Annotated in this window: 15 protein-coding genes; 3 read left to right on the top strand and 12 right to left on the bottom strand. The window is 63.3% G+C overall.

What is annotated here, in order from left to right:
• Positions 1–293 precede the first annotated feature (293 nt).
• A complete protein-coding gene (locus ACPPVP_RS12895) occupies positions 294–1040 on the bottom strand; it encodes a spermidine synthase (protein ID WP_426534703.1) in 747 nt (248 codons plus the stop codon).
• 183 nt (positions 1041–1223) lie between these two features.
• Here ACPPVP_RS12895 and ACPPVP_RS12900 point away from each other — a divergent pair, with 183 nt between their 5' ends.
• Positions 1224–1550, top strand: a complete 327-nt coding sequence (locus ACPPVP_RS12900) for a helix-turn-helix domain-containing protein (RefSeq protein ID WP_426534705.1) — start codon at positions 1224–1226, stop codon at positions 1548–1550.
• Between the two features lie 7 nt (positions 1551–1557).
• Here the strand turns inward: ACPPVP_RS12900 and ACPPVP_RS12905 are convergent, their stop codons facing one another.
• From ACPPVP_RS12905 to ACPPVP_RS12950, 10 genes are all read right to left on the bottom strand, one after another.
• The gene (locus ACPPVP_RS12905; RefSeq protein ID WP_426534708.1) at positions 1558–2091 is read right to left on the bottom strand and encodes an NADH-quinone oxidoreductase subunit B family protein; all 534 of its coding nucleotides are present in this window, start codon (positions 2089–2091) and stop codon (positions 1558–1560) included.
• A 12-nt stretch (positions 2092–2103) separates the two neighbouring features.
• Positions 2104–3615: an NADH-quinone oxidoreductase subunit C gene (locus ACPPVP_RS12910; protein ID WP_426534710.1), complete on the bottom strand. Its 1512-nt coding sequence runs from the start codon at positions 3613–3615 to the stop codon at positions 2104–2106.
• 12 nt (positions 3616–3627) lie between these two features.
• On the bottom strand, positions 3628–5079 hold the full coding sequence (locus tag ACPPVP_RS12915; RefSeq protein WP_426534712.1) for a hydrogenase 4 subunit F: 1452 nt from the start codon (positions 5077–5079) through the stop codon (positions 3628–3630).
• A complete protein-coding gene (locus tag ACPPVP_RS12920; protein WP_426537822.1) occupies positions 5076–5738 on the bottom strand; it encodes a hydrogenase-4 component E in 663 nt (220 codons plus the stop codon). Before ACPPVP_RS12920 ends, ACPPVP_RS12915 begins: the two co-directional genes overlap by 4 nt.
• A 5-nt stretch (positions 5739–5743) precedes the next feature.
• Positions 5744–6700 carry a respiratory chain complex I subunit 1 family protein gene (locus tag ACPPVP_RS12925; RefSeq protein ID WP_426534714.1) on the bottom strand — a complete coding sequence of 319 codons (957 nt, stop codon included), beginning with the start codon at positions 6698–6700 and terminating at the stop codon, positions 5744–5746.
• Positions 6691–8706 (bottom strand): hydrogenase 4 subunit B, encoded by a 2016-nt coding sequence (gene hyfB, locus ACPPVP_RS12930; protein ID WP_426534716.1) that lies wholly within the window; start codon positions 8704–8706, stop codon positions 6691–6693. Before hyfB ends, ACPPVP_RS12925 begins: the two co-directional genes overlap by 10 nt.
• A complete protein-coding gene (locus tag ACPPVP_RS12935; RefSeq protein ID WP_247784995.1) occupies positions 8706–9005 on the bottom strand; it encodes a helix-turn-helix domain-containing protein in 300 nt (99 codons plus the stop codon). The genes hyfB and ACPPVP_RS12935 overlap by 1 nt, the downstream gene beginning before the upstream one ends.
• 316 nt (positions 9006–9321) lie before the next feature.
• Entirely contained in the window at positions 9322–9903 is a 582-nt protein-coding gene (locus ACPPVP_RS12940; protein WP_426534718.1) for a DUF2889 domain-containing protein, read from the bottom strand.
• Positions 9904–9932: 29 nt separating this feature from the next.
• Positions 9933–10910: an NADPH:quinone oxidoreductase family protein gene (locus ACPPVP_RS12945; protein WP_426534720.1), complete on the bottom strand. Its 978-nt coding sequence runs from the start codon at positions 10908–10910 to the stop codon at positions 9933–9935.
• Between the two features lie 85 nt (positions 10911–10995).
• Positions 10996–12069: an LLM class flavin-dependent oxidoreductase gene (locus ACPPVP_RS12950; RefSeq protein ID WP_426534722.1), complete on the bottom strand. Its 1074-nt coding sequence runs from the start codon at positions 12067–12069 to the stop codon at positions 10996–10998.
• Between the two features lie 292 nt (positions 12070–12361).
• On the opposite strand from ACPPVP_RS12950, the gene puuE reads away from it, so the two are divergent.
• Positions 12362–13300, top strand: a complete 939-nt coding sequence (gene puuE / locus ACPPVP_RS12955; RefSeq protein ID WP_426534724.1) for an allantoinase PuuE — start codon at positions 12362–12364, stop codon at positions 13298–13300.
• A gap of 10 nt (positions 13301–13310) precedes the next feature.
• Entirely contained in the window at positions 13311–14192 is an 882-nt protein-coding gene (gene uraD, locus ACPPVP_RS12960; RefSeq protein WP_426534726.1) for a 2-oxo-4-hydroxy-4-carboxy-5-ureidoimidazoline decarboxylase, read from the top strand.
• Positions 14193–14332: 140 nt separating this feature from the next.
• Here the strand turns inward: uraD and ACPPVP_RS12965 are convergent, their stop codons facing one another.
• Positions 14333–15730, bottom strand: a complete 1398-nt coding sequence (locus tag ACPPVP_RS12965; RefSeq protein WP_426534728.1) for a nucleobase:cation symporter-2 family protein — start codon at positions 15728–15730, stop codon at positions 14333–14335.
• Between the last annotated feature and the right edge of the window lie 2 nt (positions 15731–15732).

A 15732-nucleotide genomic window follows, 5' to 3' on the forward strand; every position in this document is an offset into this window, starting at 1 on the left:
CCAAAGGAAATTTGTGCGCCGACGCCGACGCTTTTGCTTCCCCCTCGGCAGCCGCGCTTCGTCCGACGTGCGCGGCTTTTGCTTATAGCGGGATAGTGACACCTGTCTGTCGCGGCGTCACGCCCAATCTGCCAATTCGTTCCGACTGCGTCCTTTTGCGCTGGCTGCAATGACTTCTCGCAATGCAAGAAGTCCGTGTCACGAAATTTTGGCGAACAGTTTTGGGTTCAGATGCCAATCGAGGGTTGCGACGCCGTTCGCCAACAGAAACACGAGGCGCACCGCGCGGCTGGTTACCTGTCGGAGGTGGAATAGGTTGCGCCGAGCTCGCGGCCGCGCAATCTGCCTCGCCGGATCGACCATCGCTCGAGGCTGTTTTGCATCACCTCGGCGAGCACCGGATGCGCGTTCAACTGCTTTTCCGGCACGCATGCAATGATCGCATTCCGATCCTGAACGCCCTGTTCGTCGATGATCCACGTTCCCAGCCGGTCGCCGGCCAGCCGCGCGGCGATGCGGTCGGCTACCGGGTCGATGTCGTTCGCGACTAGCACGTTCATGACGATGCGGCCGCCGGGCGTCAGCCGCGCACGGATGGCATCGCAGGTCTCGACGTCGAATTCATCATCAAAGCGAAAATCCGGACCTCCGACATCGATGGCGATCCCGTCGTAAAGCAGATCATCATCGAGAATGAATTTCCGGAAATCAGACACCATCAGCGGCAATCCGTCCGGCAGCCCAAAATATCTCTGAGCGATCACGAAGCTGATCGGATTATTGTCGACGATCGTCAGCTCTTTTCCGAGACGCGCCAGCCTGGTGGCGAGATTCCCTCCGCCGCATCCCAGGACCAGAATGTTCGTTGAGCGATGCAGAAGCTCGTCCATGAGCTTGACGTAGCTGAAGACGCTCTCGCCGTCGGGCGTGGCCTGACTCTGCCTGACGCCTTCCTCGAAGTAGATCCGCGTGCCATCCGCGGAGCATTCGACGATTTCGATTGCGCCGTTCCTGCCCTGATAGCGTCCCAGCAACCGCACCTGATGTCACCATGCATTAAATAAGATGCCTGATACATCGTTTATCATGTCGTGAATCGGATGCCAATTGGGCAGAGACCCGCGCGGTCTCCCGGTTGATATACTGAACGTCTAAGTTGATGCTTGAGACGGTAATTTAGATGGGATAGATATATCCACTTCGGAACCGGGAGAACCGCCCCCATGATTACCGCCCATCAACTCAGGGCCGCGCGAGCGCTTCTGAGCATCGATCAGCGGCAAATGGCCGAGCTGGCCGATCTTTCGGTGCCGACCATCCAGCGTATGGAAGCCAGCGACGGTGTAATTCGCGCCAACGTCGATTCCCTGATGAAACTGGTTTCCGCGCTCGAGAGCGCCGGGATCGAACTGATCAATCCGGGCGCCGCAAGCGCGACAGGCGGGCGAGGGGTGCGCCTTCGCGAACATGCCACAAATCCCAAAACAAATCTCAAGACAAAGAGCAAGACCGTCCGCCAACCGAAGAGGGGGCTGGAACGGGTTCGATAGCCGTTCCTCACGATGTAACGGCGCCCGCGTCCGCGCGTTCGAGCAGCGCCAGCAATCCTTGCAGCATGGCTGTGGGGGCAGGCGGGCAGCCGGGAATGTGCAGGTCGACCGGGATGACCTCGGAGACGCCGCCGACAACCGCATAGCCGCCGGCAAAACATCCTCCGTTGCGCGCGCAATCTCCGACCGCGACGACCCATTTCGGGTTCGGCGTCGCGTGATAGGTGCGTTCGAGCGCCTCGCGCATGTTTTTTGTCACCGGTCCCGTCACCATCAGGACGTCGGCATGACGCGGCGAGGCGACGAACCGCAGGCCGAACCGCTCGACGTCGTAATAGGCGTTGTTGAGCGCGTGAATTTCCAGCTCGCATCCATTGCAGGATCCGGCATCGACCTCCCGGATCGACAGGCTCCGGCCGAGCCGCCGCCGAGCGGCCTGCCCGAGCGCGGTTGCAAGTTCCGCCACGGCGGCGTCATCGGGCGCTGGCGCGCGCTCGGTGAGCGGCTGACGAAACACGCTTTCAAACAGCAGCTTGCGCATCGCGTTACGTCCTTAGAGATCGTGGCCCGAATAGGAGCAGTTGAACGACTTGTTGCAGAGCGGAAAGTCCGCGACGATGTTGTTCTCGATCACGGCTTCCAGCAGCGGCCATTGAAACCAGGACGGATCGCGCATGTGGCATCGTTCGATCAGGCCATTGCGCAAACGCAGCCAGACCAGAACGTCGCCGCGGAATCCCTCCACGATCGCCATGCCCTCGCGTACCTCCCCGCCAAGCGGGACTTCCTCGCGTGTCGGGCCTTCGGGAAGCCGGTTCAGGATCTGGTCGATCAACGACAGGCTTTGCTCGACCTCGCGCACCCTGATCCAGACCCGCGCGTTGACGTCGCCTTCGCTGAGAACAGGCACGTCGAAACGCAGGCTGTCGTAGGGCGGATAGGCCAGCGTTCGGCGCGCGTCGAACGAGCGGCCCGAGGCGCGGCCGACATAGCCGCCGGCGGCGTATTGTCGAGCGAGCGGCGGCTTGAGCGTTCCGGTGTCGACGGTACGATCCTGCAGCGAAGCGGTGTTGTCATAGAGTTCGACAAGCGCGGGAAAGCGCACGCGAACATTGTTCAGCGTGGCCTGGATGGCTTCCGCCCCGCCATTGCCGATGTCGCGGCTGACCCCGCCGGGCACGATGATGTCGCGCATCAGGCGATGGCCGAAGGCGACGCCTGATGCCCGCAGCACGTTCTCGCGCAACATCGCGCAATGCGCGTGCATCAATGCAAAGGACGCATCGTTGCAGATGGCGCCGATGTCGCCGAGATGGTTGGCGAGCCGCTCGAGTTCTGCCAGCAGCGCGCGCAGGAACACGGCTCGATCAGGCACGGCGAGATCCAGAGCGACCTCGGCCGCACGCGAAAACGCGTAAGCGTAAGCCACGGTGCTGTCGCCCGACGTGCGGCCGGCGAGTTGAACGCCGCGCGCGAGGCCGGCGCCGCTCATCAGCCCGTCGATGCCCTTGTGGACGTATCCAAGCCGCTGTTCCAGCCGGACCACGGTCTCCCCGCTGGCGGTAAAGCGGAAATGTCCGGGTTCGATGATGCCCGCATGCACCGGGCCGACCGCAATCTGGTGCAGGCCGTCGCCCTCCGCGGCGAGGAAACGGTAGGGCGCCGCCTTCGGCAATGCGTCGATGCGATCACCCAATGGGAAGCGCACGCCCCAGCGGTTGTGGTCGAGCCAGGGTCGCGCGTCGGGCGAGCCGTCGGGGAACAATCCGAACAGGTCGTGGATGGTGCGTTCCAGCCGCAATGCCGGCGGATGATGCTTGCCGACGGAAGGAAAAATGCGGTCGGGGCAATCCAGGCTGACCACCGCGATGCCAGCGGTCTGTCCATCCATGATTGCCATGTGCACCGTTGCGGATTCGCCCCAGAGGCCGAGCAGGCTCCAGCGTCCATGCGCCAGTTCGCTCGCCGCAAATGTCCAGACCGAAGCATCGACCGCAACGCGCAGCCAGGGGCCGTATTGCCCGACCTTGCGGCCCTCCAGCGTCAGATCGATCAGCGACGGCATGTCGATTCGTTCCTATCCAAGGAGCTGAGCCACGTGCTGGAACCAGACCACCAGCGGGGCGGGAAGATAAATCCCCGCACCCAATACCAGCGCGAGATGCGCAAACATCGGAATATACGAGGCGTCGGCCGGGGCCGTACCGCCGCGCGGCTCGCCGAAGGCAACACTGGTGAGGCGCAACGTCAATGCGCCGAATGCCAGCAACAGCCCGAACACCAGCGCGATCGCGAGCAACGGCTGCCTCGCAAAGGTCGAACTCACGACGAGGAATTCGCTCATGAAGATGCCGAGCGGCGGCAGTCCGGCGATTGCGACCACGCCCACCACCAACCCCCAGCCGAGCGCCGGGTGAGTCACGGTCAGGCCGCGAATCCTGGAAATCCGCTGGGTGCCTTTGATCTGCGAAATGTGTCCGACGGCGTAGAAGATCGCCGACTTGGTCAGGCTGTGCATCACCATGTGCAGCAGCCCGGCGAAATTGGCGAGCGGGCCGCCCATGCCGAACGCAAACACGATGATGCCCATGTGCTCGATCGAGGAATAGGCGAACAGGCGCTTGATGTCGCGCCGCCGGTACAGCATGAAGGCTGCGAAGATCAGCGAGACCAGGCCCATCGTCACCATCAGCGGACCGGGGGCAATCGAGGCCGGGTTGGCGGCGAGCAATATCTTGAAGCGCAGCAGCGCATAGAGCGCGACGTTCAGCAGCAGGCCCGACAACACGGCCGATATCGGCGTCGGACCTTCGGCGTGCGCGTCGGGCAACCAGGCATGCAACGGGGCGAGGCCGACCTTGGTGCCGTAGCCGAGAAACAGGAATACGAAGGCAACATTGAGAAGGGCCGCGTCGAAATTCGCCGCACGCTCGACCAGCAACGTCCAGACCATGCCGTCCTGGCCTTCGCCCATGACCGGACGCGCCGCCATGTAGACCAGGATGGTGCCGAACAGAGCGAGCGCAATTCCGACGCTGCCCAGGATGAAATATTTCCACGCGGCTTCCAGCGCGGCATGGGTTCGGTAGATGCCGACCATCAGCACGGTCGTCAGGGTCGCGATTTCGACCGCGACCCACATCAGGCCGATATTGTTCGACACAAATGCGAGGTTCATGCCGAACATCATGGTCTGGTACATGGCATGGTAGAAGCGCAGGTAAACCGGCGTCAGCCGGCCATCTTCGAGTTCATGCGCGATGTAGCTCGCGCTGAAGATGCTGGTGGTGAACCCCACGAAGGTATTGAGCACGATAAAGACGATGTTCATATCGTCGATCAGCACGTACGGCCCAGGAGAGGGACGTTCAATCGCGAACAGGGAGAGTGCAGACAAGAATGTCGCAAGGCTGGCGACGACGTTCAGCCGGGCCGTCAGCCGGTAGCCGGGCAGGATAGCCAGCAGCGCCGCCGAGCAGATCGGAATCAGCAGGACCGCCGTGACGGGATTGAAGAAAGACAGCGTCATCGTCCTTCACCCCGGAAGTCGTCGAGCGCGGAGACATCCACCGAATCGAAGCGCTCGCGGATTCGGAACAGGAAGATGCCAATGACGATGAACGCGATCAGGATTGAGAAGGCGACGCTGATCTCGACGACCAGCGGCATGCCCTTGGCGCCGGTAGCGGCCAGCACCAGTCCGTTTTCAAGCGACATGAACCCGACAACCTGGCTCACCGCATTGCGGCGCGTGACCATGACCAGAAGTCCGAGCAGCACCACCGACAGGGCAAAGGCGAGATCCTCGCGCGCCAGCGGGTCGGCGTCGCTCGTCACCCGCAGCATGAGAACCAGCGAGAGGGCGACCAGCCCCATGCCGGCCAGCATGGTCGGGCCAATTCCGACGGCGGATTCGATGTCGCGGTGAATCCCGAGCTGCTTGACGATGCGGTGCAACGCCACTGGAATGACGATAGCCTTGAACACCAGGGCGATGATCGCGGTGACGTAGAGATGGGGCGCATCCTGGATGAAAGCCTGCCAGGCAACCGAGAGCGCCAGCACCAGGGCATGGAGCGCAAATACATTGAGCAGCGAATAGAGACGATCCTGATACAGCATCATCAGGCTGATCAGCACCAGTCCGCCGGCCAGCGTGTGGGAGATGTCGAAGGCGAGGCTGTGCATCTGCATCAGAAACTCCTCGAGACGAACAGCAGCAGGGTGCCGAGCAGGCCCAGCATGAACGCCGCGCCGAGGAACTGCGGAACGCGAAATACCCGCATCTTCGCCGTAGCGGTCTCGAACAGCGCGAGCAGGAAGCCGGCAAGCGCGAGCTTGAGGACATACGCGCCGGCGCCGATTGCGTAGGACAACGTACCGCTGCCGTACAGCGCGATCTGCCAGGGGAAGAACACGCAGGCGATCAGAGAGACGTAGAGCAATAGCTTGAGGAACGCGCCGAGTTCGATCATTGCGAGGTGGCGGCCGGAATATTCCAGGATCATCGCCTCATGCACCATGGTGAGCTCGAGGTGCGTCGCCGGGTTGTCGACCGGGATGCGCGCGTTCTCCGCGATCGCCACCATGAACAGCGCGACCAGCGCCATGCCGAGCGACACCCGCAAACCCACATAGGACGACGCCAGGAAGTGCGAGACGGTCGAGAGTTGCGTCGAACCGGCGACCAGCGCCAGGCAGAACACGATCAAGAGCATCGCGGGCTCGGCAAGTGCTGCGATCATGACCTCGCGGCTGGAGCCGATACCGCCAAAGCTGGTTCCGACATCCATCCCGGCGAGCGCGAGGAAGAAGCGCGCACTTCCCAGCAGCGCGACGATGGCGATCAGATCGGCGGTCCAGTTGAACAATAGCCCGGTCGCAAAGGTCGGGACCAGCGCCGCGGCAACCCAGATCGCGGCGAAGGTGATATAGGGCGTCACGCGGAACAGCCACGACGCGTTGTCGGCGAGCACCACCTCCTTGCGCAACAGTCGCAGCAGGTCGCGATAGGGCTGAATGACCGAAGCGCCCTGGCGGCGCACCAGCCGCGCCTTGATCTTGCGCAGGTAGCCGGTCAGGAGCGGGGCGAGCAGCAGCACGAGCAGCATCTGCACGCCTTGCACGATGATGTCCGAGATCACGACCATATCGCGAGTACCAGCAGCAAGGTAACGAGGGTGGCGAAGACCAGGCTGAGATATCGCCGGATGGTCAGGAATTGCAGGCGATTGAGCCGTGTGGACGCAAAGCCGACGGCATCCGCAATCGGCGCATAGATTCCGCGCCAGACCAGGTCGTGCAGTTCGATCCGCAGCCGTGCCGGCCGGATGTCTCCAGGCGGCGGCATTTCGACATGGTCGCGGGCGTGGAACAGCAGCGTGCCGAACACGCGGCGGATCGGCTGGGCAAAGCTGACGCCAGAATATTGCGCGGCAGGCGTTGCATCGGAGAAACCGCATCCCCACGCCGGCCCCCGCCGCAATGCGCGGGAGGCGAAGCGATGGATGACGTAGACCGCCAGCGAGGCGGTCACCGTGATGAACACCATCACCAGCAATCCGTTGTACGAACTGCGGCCTTCCGCAATCGGCACGATCGAAAGCCAGGATTGCCCGGCCTGGGCTGGCATGCGGCTGCCGAGGATCTGGGTCGCGACCGGCGCCAGCGCGTCGATCGCCAGTCCCGGCAGGATTCCGGCCAGCAGGCAAAGTGCGGCGAGGATGAACATGGCCGCGAGCGAGAAGCGATCGACTTCATGTGCGGCTTCCGCCGCCGTGCCGCGCGGCCGGCCGAGAAAGGTCACGCCGTAGGTCTTGACGAAGCACGCCGCAGCCAGCGCGGCAGCGAGCGCCAGCATCGCACCGACCGCGGGCACCATGATCTTCAGCGCCCATTGCGGTAGTTCCGGACTTTGCAGAACGGCCTGGAAGATCAGCCACTCCGACACGAAGCCGTTGAACGGCGGCAGCGCCGAAATCGCGACGCAACCCACCAGAACGACGAAGCTCGTGAACGGCATGCGGTGAATGAGGCCGCCGAGCTTGTCCATGTCGCGCTCGCCGGTTGCGGTCAGCACGGCGCCGGCGCCGAAGAACAACAGGCTCTTGAAGAAGGCGTGGTTGAGCGCGTGAAACAGCGCAGCCGTGAAGGCGAGTGCGGCCGCCGCCTTCAGTCCATTGGCCTGGAACGCCATGGCAAGGCCGAGGCTGACAAAGACGATGCCGATATTTTCGATGGTAGAGTAGGCCAGGAGGCGCTTCAGATCCTTCTCCATCATGGCGTAAAGGATGCCCATGACGGCGGTGATGCTGCCGAGGAAAAGCACGACCACGCTGGCTGGCCAGGTCGGCTGTCCCAGCAGATCGAACATGACGCGAATGAAGCCGTAGATCGCGACCTTGGTCATGACGCCGCTCATCAGCGCGGAGACGTGGCTCGGAGCCGCGGGATGGGCGAGCGGTAGCCAGACATGCAACGGCACCAGGCCGGCCTTGGAGCCGGCGCCGAGCAGCATCAGGATCAGCACCAGCGTCGCCGCGTATGGCGTGTGCTGCGCGGCGCGAATGGCCGCAAATCCGTAGTCTCCCGCCGGCCCCGCCAGCAGGCCGAAGGCGAGCAGCAGTGCGAGCGTGCCGAAGCTTGCCATTACGAGATAGACGTAGCCGGCCCTGGCGTTGCCCGGCTCGCGGTGATGCGCCATGACAAGCGCCCACGACGCCAGCGACATGAACTCCCAGCACAGCAGATAGGAGAAGGCGTCGTCGGCCAGCACCACGAGGTTCATGCCGGCGAGAAAGGCGGGGAAGAAGGGAAGCACGCGATGCGGCGCGGGCTCATGATGGCCGTAGCCGAGGCCGTAGAGACTTGCCGACGCCCCACCCAGATTGATGACGACGAGGAAGAACGAGGCCAGTGCGTCGAGGCGGAAATGCGCGCCAAGCCACGGCAAACCGACCGGCAGGGTAAGGGTGGTGGCATCAGCGGAGCCGCCGAGCAGGAAGCGCAACGCGCCGATCAATGCAATCGCCGATACGGCCAGTGTCGCGCCGTAGATGACGGGCGTGGAGATCTTCGACCGGCTCAGAACGATCGCCAGCGCGGCCAACCCGAGCAGTCCGGCGACACAGACCATTTGCAGGGCGACGGCCGACATTATTTGCGCGCCCTCGCTCCGCTCGATGTCTTGTTTTCCGCACGATCTCCGGAGCCGGCCTTGAGCCGCACGCCGCGTCCGCCGCCGTCGCTGTTCGCCCCGTCGTCGATCAATTCGATGCCGGCATCCTCGAGCGCGGTGATCAGCTTCACCAGCGAATCGACGTTGCCCCGAACCATCGTCTCACTCGCTTCCATCCGCTGAATGGTTGGCACCGAAAGCCCCGACAGCTCCGCAAGCCGCCGCTGATCGATGCCGAGGAGCACCCTGGCAGCCCGCAATTGAGCCGCAGTGATCATCAGCCTGCCTCGCCAGCGGTGCTCGGATCAATATGAAAGGTCATTCTTGCATCCTAATTATTGATGCTAATATGTCAATAAGTGATATCTCAGATATCTATTCTGAGGGATGTGTCCGGGGATGATTCGTGCCCTGGACGCAAGCGGCGTGCGTGCGCGAGCCGGGCCCATTTCTACTTTGCATGGGGTTGTTTTCGCGATTTTGTGTCTGGGCCCTGCGGTGTACCGCCGAGGGGTCTTTGCACGGCGTCCGGGACAAGAGATCGTTAGTGCTTCGCAATAACGGCAAATCGATTTGACTCTAACCCGTCCCGATCTAGTCGTTCGCGGCCGGCTTGGTCGCGAACTGCGGGAACATCGCGGCGACGACCGGGCCGTCGGTGCGCCAGGAATGGCAGCCGCCGATGAAGAACGGGCGCTCGCCGGAGTTCTGCTGGTTCTCCAGGGTGCCGCGGCCTTCCGGATTCCTGCCATGGGACATGGTCTGGTACAGCGTGGTCACGGCGGGGCCGAGCAATTCCATCAAGTGTGTGCAGGTCTCGAGCCGGCCGATCTTGCGCCGTATCGCTTCGCGCCATCCCGGACCGATGCGTTCGCCGATCAGGCGCGCAAGGATCGGCTCGACTTCGATGCAGGTAGGGTAGGGCGTCGCGCGCATCATCGCTTCCGCTTCGTGAATGGTCATGTTTTCGTCGATCGCGAGCCGCAGGCCGATATCGTGTACGGGATCGCCCGGCTTGAGTTCGTCGCGAAAACGGTCGGCGCGCTGGGTGAAGGGCTTTGTATCGCGCAGCCACGCCTCGACTTCCCAAAGCCCGTCGTCGCGCAAAAAGCCTTCGCATTCGATCGACCGCGTATGCATCAAGCGGCGCGATTTGTTGCTATTTTCCAGAAGCATCAGTTCGTATCCTGCATCGACGCGTCACGTCAGCCGAATTTGACGATCATCTTCCCAAGCGCCGATCGCGACTGCATGGTCTTGAACGCCTCGCGGAACTTCTCGAACGGCACGACCTTGCCGACCACGGGCTGCAATTTGCCCGATGCCAGCCAGTCGAATAATTGCGCGATCAGGCGGGCATGCGTCTCCGGCTCGCGCTTCTGGATCTGGGCGAGGTCGACGCCAAGCAGGGCACCGCCCTTCAAGAGCGGCAGGTTGAAGGCCAGCGCCGGAATGGTGCCCGAGGCGAAGCCGACCACCAGATGCCGCCCGCGCCACGCAATCGAGCGGAACGCCTGCAGCGCGACTTCGCCGCCGACGGGGTCGAAAATCACGTCCGGGCCATGTCCGCCGGTCAATTCCTTGAGGGTGTCGCGCCAGTCCGCCCGGGTGTAGTCGATGGTTTGGTCGGCGCCGAACCGCACCGCGAAGGCGCGCTTCTCGGCCGTCGAGGCGGCGGCAATCACCCGCGCGCCCATCAAGTTGCCGATCTGAACGGCGGCGATGCCGACGCCGCCGGCCGCGCCCAGCACCAGCAAGATCTCGCCTTCGCGCAGCGATGCACGGGCATCCAGCGCGTAAAGCCCGGTCAGATAATTGGCCTGAAACGACGCGCCGGCCTCGAAGGGAACCTGCGGGGGCAGGTGCTTGAGCGCCGCTGAAGGTACCGAGATGTATTCGGCCAGCGCGCCGGAACGCGTCATGCCGATCACCGGCATATCAGGCTTGAACGCAGTGACGTCGTCGGCGACGGCGTCGACGATACCGGCAAACTCGGTGCCCGGCACGAACGGCAGGGGGTCCTTGGTCTGGTAGAGCCCTTGCACCTTCAATCCGTCGACGAAGCCGACCGCCGCCGCGCCGACCTTGACGCGGACTTCGCCTTTGGAGAGGCCGGGCGTATCGATCTCCCTGATCGAGATGCCGTCGATCGAATCATAGTTCTCGACAACCACGGCCTTCATGCAATTTCTTTCATGCGTTTTCTTCTTGGGCTCCAATGCATTACGCCGGCATCTTGAGGTGTCTGCAAATTCTTCGGGTGAAGTTTTACTCGGCCGCTTCGGCCTGCTGGTCGATCGCAAGCGCGCCTTGCTTGATGAGCGGGATCAAGTCGCGGCCGATCGCCATCGTGTCGTGCGGGTTCTCAAAGCCGCGCAACAGGAAGGAATGAATGCCGAGCCGGTAATACTCCAGCACCGCCGCGGCGATCTGCTCCGGCGTTCCGACCAGGCACGATGTATTGCCCGGCGCACCGGTGGCGCGCGCGATCCCCATCCACAGCCGCTCGTCATGGACGTCGCCGCGCGCGGCGTAACCGAGCAGGCGTTCGGCGGAAGTGTTGGTTGGCTGCGGCGCGGCGCCGGTCTTGCGTTCGACATCCGCCAAAAGGGCGTTGGCCTTGTCCCACGCCGCGCCCTCGGTTTCCGCCATGATCGGCCGCAGCGACATGTTGAAGCCGACGCTGCGGCCGAAGGCCGCCGCGCGCCGGCGGAAATCCTGGATCCGGTCCCGCGTCTCCTTGAGCGGCTCGCCAAAAATCGCGAACACGTCGCAATGCTTGGCGCCCATTTCCAGCGCGCCTTCGGATGAGCCGCCGAAGAACAGCGGCGGGCAGGGCTGCTGATACGGCTTGATGTCGGAATAACCGCCCTCGACACGGTAGAACTCGCCCTGGTGGTCGAGCGGGTTGTCGCTAGTCCAGAGCTTCCGCATCACGTCGAGATATTCGCCGGCGCGGCGGTAGCGGTCGTTCTTGGGCAGGAAGTCGCCTTCGCTGGCCTGGTCCGCGTCGCTGGTGCCGGCGATGATATGCAGCGCCATCCGCCCTTGCGTGAGCTGGTCGAAGGTCGCGACCTGACGCGCTGCCAGCGCAGGCGCCACCGAGCCCGGCCGGTGTGCGATCAAAAACTTGATCCGTTCGGTGTGGTCGGCGGCATAAAGCGCAATCGCAAAACCTTCGGCGGCGGACGCGTAATACCCAACCAGAACAGAATCATAGTTCCATTGCTCGTGCAGGCGGGTGAAGTCGACCACCCATTGTCGCGATATCTGCCCCTTGATGAGGTGAACCGCGATGCCTTCCTGTTGGGTGCCGATCATTCCGATGATTCTTGCGGGCATGGGCGTTTCCTGAGGTCGCTTGATGTTTGACCGGAATGAAACGCACAACAGCAAGGGAAAGCAAGCGTTTAGGGATTGCTGGTACTGCATGCCAAGGACGCGTGAAGCGAGTGGATTCGGCTCGTCAAATGCGCACCGGCAGCCGGAATAGCCTTGCTTCCGCTTGTTCCGGCTGTAATGGATACGGCTGAAACCACGTCCTCTCCTGTTTCCAGAAGAAGAGATCGATGAGCCAACCGATTGTCCGTGCCGGTGAATTCACCTTCCAGGCCCGCTTCGAGGAAATATAGACGTGGTCGCGCCGTCCTACCCGCGCGACTTTCGCGGCTACGGGCGCAACCCGCCCGATCCCAGATGGCCCGGCAACGCGCGGGTTGCGGTGCAGTTCGTGGTGAATTTCGAGGAAGGCGGCGAGAACAACATTCTCGATGGCGATCGCGCCTCGGAAGCCTTCCTGTCCGACGTCTTGGGTGCGCAGCCCTGGCCCGGCCAACGCCACGCCAATATCGAATCGATGTTCGAATATGGCTCGCGCGCCGGCTTCTGGCGGCTGTGGCGGATGTTCGCCGAACGCAATTTGCCGGTGACGGTGTTCGGCGTCGCGATGGCCTTGAAGCGAAATCCGGATGTGGTCGCCGCCATGAAGGAGGCCGGCTGGGACATCGCCAGCCACAGCCTGAAATGGATCGAGCACAGGGACATGACGGAGTCCGAGGAGCGCGTCGAGATTGCGGCGGCGATGCGCATCCACAGCGAGGCCACCGGCGCGCGTCCACTCGGCTGGTACACCGGACGCTCCTCGATCAATACGCTCAGGCTTCTGATGGAAGCCGGCGGACTGCTTTATCTCTGCGACTCCTACGCCGACGACCTGCCATACTGGATCAAGTCGCGCGGCTCGAAGCCGCATCTGGTCATTCCCTATACGCTCGATGTCAACGACATGCGCTTTGTGAATGCGCAGGGCTTTGGCGGCGGGGATGAATTCTTCACCTATCTCAAGGACAGCTTTGACGTTCTTTATCGGGAAGGAGAGACCGCGCCGAAGATGATGTCGGTCGGCCTGCATTGTCGAGTCGTCGGCCGCCCCGGCCGCGCGGCGGCGCTGATACGGTTTCTCGATTACATCGGACAGCACGAGCGGGTCTGGGTGCCGACGCGGCTGCAGATCGCGCAGCACTGGCACGCCAATCTGGCGCATCTCGCCGACAACGCATTTGATATCGGGTGAGGCGAAAACGATGTCAAAGCTTTCCGAGTTAAACGCTTGCAGCAAGGATGAGTTCGTCGCCACGCTGGCGAACGTCTTCGAATACTCGCCATGGATCGCCGAACAGGCCGCCGCGCTACGGCCGTTCGCCGGTGCCAACGGGCTGTTCGCCGCGATGAGGTCGGTGGTCGATCGCGCGCCCGAGGAATTACGGCTGGCGCTGATCAGGGCGCACCCCGATCTCGCCAGCAAAACCCAGCGCGCCGCGGGCCTTACCGCGGAATCGCACGCCGAACAGAACAGCGCCGGCCTGGATCGGCTTTCGGATGCCGAATTTACAGCGTTCGAGCGCGTCAACAACGCTTACCGCGCCAAATTCGGCTTCCCCTATGTGGTCTGCGTCCGCCGCCACACCCGCGATTCCATCCTGCGCGACTTCGAACGCCGGCTGCCGAACGATGCCAAGGCCGAGGTGCAAACCTCGATCGGGGAAATCTGCCGGATCGCGGCGCTGCGCCTCGACCAGCTCGTCGCGTCCGACGACAAGCTTCTGGTGCACGGTCGCCTGTCCACCCATGTGCTGGATACCCATAGCGGCAGGCCGGCGGCGGGGATTTCGGTCGAACTGACGGAACTGTCCGAACTCGGCGAGGCTCGCGTGGTGGCGCGCGCCACCACCAACAGCGACGGCCGCACCGATCAGCCGCTGATCGGCGGCCGGCCGGTGCCGATCGGTCGCTACGAACTGGCGTTTCGCGTCGGCGCCTATTTTGCCGATCGCGGCGTGCCGCTGTCCGATCCGCCGTTTCTCGATCGGATTCCGCTGCATTTTTCGGTGAGCGACCCGGAAGGCCATCTCCACGTGCCGCTACTAGTCACGCCATGGAGTTTTGCGACCTATCGCGGAAGCTAGAAACCTAGGGTGGGCAAAGCCACCGGGTCGCGCGAATGCGCGCCCGATGAAAGGCTCCGCGCGCCCACCATTCCAGGCGATGCCGTTGATCGATGGTGGGCACGGCGCAAGTGCGCCTTTGCCCACCCTACGCTCCCAACTTAATGAGTCGCCGAGGCCGCAGCCACAGCTGCGTCGGCTTCCGCCGTCTTGCCGCTGACGCCGTTGAAGAAGGCGTTCAACGCCACCGCGACCAGGGCGCTGAGCAGAATGCCGGACTCCAGCAACGGGTGCAGATCGTGCGGCAGGTTCTTGAAGAAGTTCGGCGAAACCAGCGGGATCATGCCGAAGCCGACCGATATCGCGACCACGAACAGATTGTAGCGGTTGTTCTTGAAGTCGACCGCGGTGAGGATGCGCGCGCCGGTGGCCGCCACCATGCCGAACATCACGAGGCCGGCGCCGCCAAGCACCACCAGCGGCACGGCTTCGACCAGCGCCGCCATCTTTGGCACCAGCCCGAGCAGCAGCAGGATGCCGCCGCCGGCGATAGTGACCCAGCGCGAGCGCACGCCGGTGACGCCGACCAGGCCGACATTCTGCGAGAACGACGTATAGGGAAAGGTGTTGAACAGCCCGCCCAGCAGCGTGCCGACGCCGTCGGCCCGCAAGCCGCGGGTCAGCGCGTCGCGGCTGACCGCCTTGCCGGTGATCTCGCCCAGCGCCAGAAACATGCCGAGCGACTCGATCATGACCACGATCATCACGATGCACATGGTGATGATCGGGACGAGTTGAAATTTCGGCATCCCGAAATGCAGCGGCAGTACGATCGCGGCCCATGGCGCTGCGGCGACCTTCTCGAAATGCATGACGCCAAGGACCGCCGCAAGGATGGCGCCCGCGACGATGCCGAGCAGCACCGCGACATTGGCGACGAAGCCGGCGCCCCATTTGATCAGGCCGAGGATCACCAGCAGCACGAACAGCGCAATGCCAAGCCCCTGCAACTGGCCATAGGCTGGATTTGGAAAGGCGCCGGGCACGCCGTCGACGACCTTGGTCAAGGTCGGCAGGCCGCCGCCGGCCCAGTTGATGCCGACCCGCATCAGGGAAATGCCGATCACCAGGATGATGGTGCCAGTGACGACCGGAGGAAACAGCGGCAGCAACCGGCTGACAAAAGGCGCGGCGACAATGGCAAACAGCCCGGCCGTTATCACCGAGCCGTAGATGCCGAGCAGGCCGATGTCGGGTGCTGCCGCCATCGACAGCATCGGGCCGACGGAGGCGAACGTCACGCCCATCATCACTGGCAACCGGATACCGACCCCGGGGAAACCGATACATTGCACCAGCGTGGCGATGCCGCAGGCGAACAAGTCGGCGCTGATCAGGAAGGCGACGTCTTCCGGCGGTAATTTCAACGCCCGGCCGATGATCAAAGGCACGGCAACCGCGCCGGCATACATCACCAATACGTGCTGCAGGCCGAGCGCCAGCAGCCGCGGCGTCGGCAGGATCTGGTCGACCGGATGGATTTCGGTGGTTGTGGCCATGG

The sequence above is a fragment of the Bradyrhizobium sp. McL0615 genome, assembly GCF_049993905.1.
Classification (GTDB): domain Bacteria; phylum Pseudomonadota; class Alphaproteobacteria; order Rhizobiales; family Xanthobacteraceae; genus Bradyrhizobium.

Coding starts and splice junctions, on each gene's coding strand:
- ACPPVP_RS12935 (WP_247784995.1), bottom strand. CDS start 9,005: ATGATCACTGCGGCTCAATTGCGGGCTGCCAGGGTGCTCCTCGGCATC.
- uraD (WP_426534726.1), top strand. CDS start 13,311: ATGTCAAAGCTTTCCGAGTTAAACGCTTGCAGCAAGGATGAGTTCGTC.
- ACPPVP_RS12910 (WP_426534710.1), bottom strand. CDS start 3,615: ATGCCGTCGCTGATCGATCTGACGCTGGAGGGCCGCAAGGTCGGGCAA.
- ACPPVP_RS12920 (WP_426537822.1), bottom strand. CDS start 5,738: ATGCACAGCCTCGCCTTCGACATCTCCCACACGCTGGCCGGCGGACTG.
- ACPPVP_RS12945 (WP_426534720.1), bottom strand. CDS start 10,910: ATGAAGGCCGTGGTTGTCGAGAACTATGATTCGATCGACGGCATCTCG.
- hyfB (WP_426534716.1), bottom strand. CDS start 8,706: ATGTCGGCCGTCGCCCTGCAAATGGTCTGTGTCGCCGGACTGCTCGGG.
- ACPPVP_RS12965 (WP_426534728.1), bottom strand. CDS start 15,730: ATGGCCACAACCACCGAAATCCATCCGGTCGACCAGATCCTGCCGACG.
- ACPPVP_RS12950 (WP_426534722.1), bottom strand. CDS start 12,069: ATGCCCGCAAGAATCATCGGAATGATCGGCACCCAACAGGAAGGCATC.
- ACPPVP_RS12900 (WP_426534705.1), top strand. CDS start 1,224: ATGATTACCGCCCATCAACTCAGGGCCGCGCGAGCGCTTCTGAGCATC.
- ACPPVP_RS12915 (WP_426534712.1), bottom strand. CDS start 5,079: ATGACGCTGTCTTTCTTCAATCCCGTCACGGCGGTCCTGCTGATTCCG.
- ACPPVP_RS12925 (WP_426534714.1), bottom strand. CDS start 6,700: ATGGTCGTGATCTCGGACATCATCGTGCAAGGCGTGCAGATGCTGCTC.
- ACPPVP_RS12940 (WP_426534718.1), bottom strand. CDS start 9,903: ATGCTTCTGGAAAATAGCAACAAATCGCGCCGCTTGATGCATACGCGG.
- ACPPVP_RS12905 (WP_426534708.1), bottom strand. CDS start 2,091: ATGCGCAAGCTGCTGTTTGAAAGCGTGTTTCGTCAGCCGCTCACCGAG.